Source organism: Ruoffia sp. FAM 26254, from assembly GCF_045528545.1.
Classification (GTDB): domain Bacteria; phylum Bacillota; class Bacilli; order Lactobacillales; family Aerococcaceae; genus Ruoffia; species Ruoffia halotolerans.
The window spans coordinates 1-3,676 of the sequence record NZ_JBGQQY010000084.1; the positions used below are offsets into that span (position 1 = coordinate 1).

Genomic DNA, 3,676 nt, shown 5'->3' on the forward strand with positions numbered 1-3,676 from the left:
TGCAACTGATGAAGAGATACAAGGTTGGGCAACGAAATTAAATACACGTCCCAAAAAATGTTTGAATTGGAAAACACCTTATGAAATCTTTTATAAAACTGTGTTGCACTTAATTTGACAATTTAAGATCTAAAAACATCTTTTATGAATTTAATAAAAATGACAAAAAAAGTAATCGTTTATCTAGGAGACTAAATTACTATTACTTTTCTGTTTACTTTTTTTTGTTTTTTGTGACAAAATGACCAATTATAATTAATACACAGAATACTAAAATGAAAGTAACAATTTCTCTTAACATCAGAACACCTCCAATATCTAAAATAATAAGTTTAATCGAATATCAGCCCTAGGCTTATGGTGTAAGGAAAGGTTTGATTGTTTGTCAGATACTTGTTTCATGAGTAGATTAGCTAACTACTACATAGTATCTGTAAAAAATAATTTTTCTAAGTCAGGTTTTATTGTCGAAATATCTACTATTTTCATTCCTTTTATTTGTAAAATAAAATTTAATACATTGTTGATATCCGAAGAATAACAATCTATTTCCAGGGTACTATCTGATAAATTAACATGGATTTCAAAAGAACATTTTTGCATTATTTTAAGTAATTCGGATTCTGGATAGGTTGTTTTAAATTGAATCAGTAACTTTATACTCTTTTCTTTATTTTGCAATAACGTAGATAGTTCTCCAGATATAGTTAGTTTTCCATTGTCTAATAGTGAAGCTTTATTACATAACTTTTCAATTTCACTTAGATTATGAGATGTAATAAGTATCGTTTTACCTTCTTTATGAAAATCAGAAAAAAGTTGACGTAGATAGATTGCCGATTCTGGATCAACTCCTGAAGTTGGTTCATCTAAAATTATGAGGTCTGGATTACCAATTAAGGTTTGTGCTATAGCTAGCTTCTTTTTCATACCAAACGAATAGTGCTTTATTTTTAAATGTTGGGGAACTTCTAGGAACACTTTTTCAAGTAATTGACTTATTTGTAAGTTGGATAAATTGATCTTTTTTAGCCGGCCCATATATTTTAGAAAGTCATATCCACTAATATTTCTGTAGAGACCTTCTGAATCAGGCATTAGACCAATTTTATGTTTGAACTGGGTTATATTAATGTTGTCGTAGAAGAGAATATCCCCGTTGTCAGGTTTATTTATTCCAGCTATAAGATTAATGAGTGTTGTTTTCCCTGAACCATTTTTTCCTACTAATCCGTAAAAATCATTCTGTTCAAGTGTCAGATTGATATCGTTTAAGACTAAATTTGATCCAAAACTTTTTTTTACGTTCTTGATATTTAGTAAAGACATTTCACACCTCTTTTCTACTGAAGCTTACTACGGCAATACTCAAGTAAATGATTGATATTAGTACAGGTACAACTATAAAGTAACCGTCTTTTAAGATATATTCGTATGGAAAGAAATACATAAAGAAATTATACCATTCGTTTGATAGTGTTACCCAAAGTCCAACGATTGGAAAAAAGATACCCATGATTAATCCAATGAAATTGGTGGTTGAAGATTTGCTAACTAATACTGAAAGTAATACGCATAAAGAGATGTAATAAGTGACCACGCTCATTAACATGAATAAAATACTAAGATCAACTTGATTAGTTAAAAACGAAATTACAGTAAAGCTTGTACCGATGCAAATGAACCAAAATAGGAAAATGCCGATAAATTTTCCGATTATAAATTGTTGCTTATTAATTTTTGATAGGACAAACTTTATTGACCCAGTTTCTATCTCTCTATTGATACAACTATTTGAGACAGTGGATACAAACATATATCCTAATATAAAAACCAATAATCTAATACTCGAATAAGCTGCTGCAATGCTATCACCAGTACTAGTAATATTTGACAAAGTAGAGGACATACCATAACTAAATAAAACGAATATTAGAATTATAACGATTGTTCTAATGCTTTTTAAAATATGTTTTAACTCTTCTAATGCAACTGGGATCAATTAACGTTCTCCTCTCGATCTAAACCTTTGTTATATATTAAGAAATTAAAGTTTTTTTGATATTCTTACAAAGTTTTTTAGCTTCCAAAGTAAAGAATAAAGTAACTAAAAACGTATAGTGATATTGAAATCGTTGTTAGTATATACATCTTTTTTCAACAGATGTTAGTAATTGGAACTTACGTTTTTTTCGTAAACTACTATAATAAATTAGCGTGCTTAAAAGTAACAATATTGTTGCTGCTGTTTTGATATTTTCTAATACAGTAATCACTAGTAATTCAGTTCTCCTTATCTTACTTTTCTTGTTATCCGTAAAAAAAAGTTCGTTATTATTAGATAATGACAAGTATAAAGAAATGATCTGTAAACTTAAAGGTGAAAAGTAGCGTATTATTTTTTACGATTATAGATAAATTGTTTGATTGAGATTTTAAGTATTTTATATGTAAATAAAATTAGTCCAAGAGCTAAAACTAAGTAACTCAATTGCATTAAAAACCTACCTATAGTCGTATGAAGTATATTATTCAAAACAAACGTTACAGCTGCATATGAAATTGCTAGGCTCCAAAATAACTTTTTGTTTATTTTCATTAAGTCGCTCCTTTTTTATAACTGTTGCACAAGAAAAGATTCGTTTTTACCTTTATGTTGCTGGAAGAAATAGTTAAACTTATTTTTTGGTGAAAAACTTTTAAAGTATTGACTCCTCTAGTATATTATAAATCAAAAAAACAAAATTGAACAACCGTCATTTTAACCTTACAGCAGACTAAAAAATAAAATAGCCCACTTATAATTCAATAGTTTACATAAAATCATTTATCGAGAACTTTATATCTATAGGGTTCTTTTTTTATATCGGTTTCCAATACATGATTGTGTGGTGTAATAAATGAAAGCATGTATCTATTTTGTGAGAGGAGAGATTTTTTCAAGGAGTTATAATGTCCAATCATTACGAACACACCAAGAAATCAGCGACTCTTTATTTTGTTTGCGTCGCAACAAAAACGCCGAACGCGACGTTTTCTTGCTTTTGATCGGTATTAACAGCGGTTTGCACATATCCGATACCGTAAAATTACAGAAAAATACGTGATTTCCTCTAAAAAATCACGTGTTTTAGAGCGAAAACTGGGGAAACGCGCATTTTATATTTAAGCAGCCTGCAGGAGTTGTTCCAGAACTACACGAAAGACTTAGAGCCAGAGGATTATTTATTTCCCAGTACCAAAGGCGGTCTTTTAGAAGTCAATACGGTCTATTAGATTTTTCAAAAGGTCACCCTACTATTAGATCGGGATGATATTCGTTTTTTTGATAAAGGGACAGTGTTATCTTCAGGAAGATTTCCGGTATCTAAACATGGAGCTGCCCGTCCAAAAAAATTCAATGAAATTTTATCAATTTTGGCAATACTTGTAATCAAATCGTTGTGTGCCACTGTCTTTTGTCGATACAAATTTCCCCCCAACGAACCATCTTTTGTGGTGTATTGCTATTAAAATTTCACATAGAGAGAGCCACATTTCTTTTTTAGAGTTGAATTGCAATAATTATTGCGACAATTTTTTATTTACTCAATTAATAAGAGTTCGTGTAAAAATACTTCCAAAGGTGTTTGGTAATCTAAGCATTTCCTAGGACGATTATTCATTAACCACAAAG

Annotated in this window: 2 protein-coding genes and 2 pseudogenes; 2 read left to right on the forward strand and 2 right to left on the reverse strand. The window is 29.8% G+C overall.

What is annotated here, in order from left to right:
- A pseudogene (locus tag ACEN3Z_RS11620) lies at window positions 1–118 on the forward strand (IS30 family transposase); the annotation flags it as partial.
- Window positions 119–420: 302 nt separating this feature from the next.
- Here the strand turns inward: ACEN3Z_RS11620 and ACEN3Z_RS11625 are convergent.
- Window positions 421–1,329 (reverse strand): ABC transporter ATP-binding protein, encoded by a 909-nt coding sequence (locus ACEN3Z_RS11625; protein WP_407090956.1) that lies wholly within the window; start codon window positions 1,327–1,329, stop codon window positions 421–423.
- A gap of 1 nt (window position 1,330) precedes the next feature.
- Window positions 1,331–2,002: a hypothetical protein gene (locus ACEN3Z_RS11630; protein ID WP_338487313.1), complete on the reverse strand. Its 672-nt coding sequence runs from the start codon at window positions 2,000–2,002 to the stop codon at window positions 1,331–1,333.
- Between the two features lie 898 nt (window positions 2,003–2,900).
- Here ACEN3Z_RS11630 and ACEN3Z_RS11635 point away from each other — a divergent pair.
- Window positions 2,901–3,273, forward strand: a pseudogene (locus ACEN3Z_RS11635) (hypothetical protein); the annotation flags it as partial.
- Between the last annotated feature and the right edge of the window lie 403 nt (window positions 3,274–3,676).

What these genes read in the sequence shown, in the direction of transcription:
- ACEN3Z_RS11625 (WP_407090956.1), bottom strand. Translation starts at nt 1,329, where the DNA reads ATGTCTTTACTAAATATCAAGAACGTAAAAAAAAGTTTTGGATCAAAT.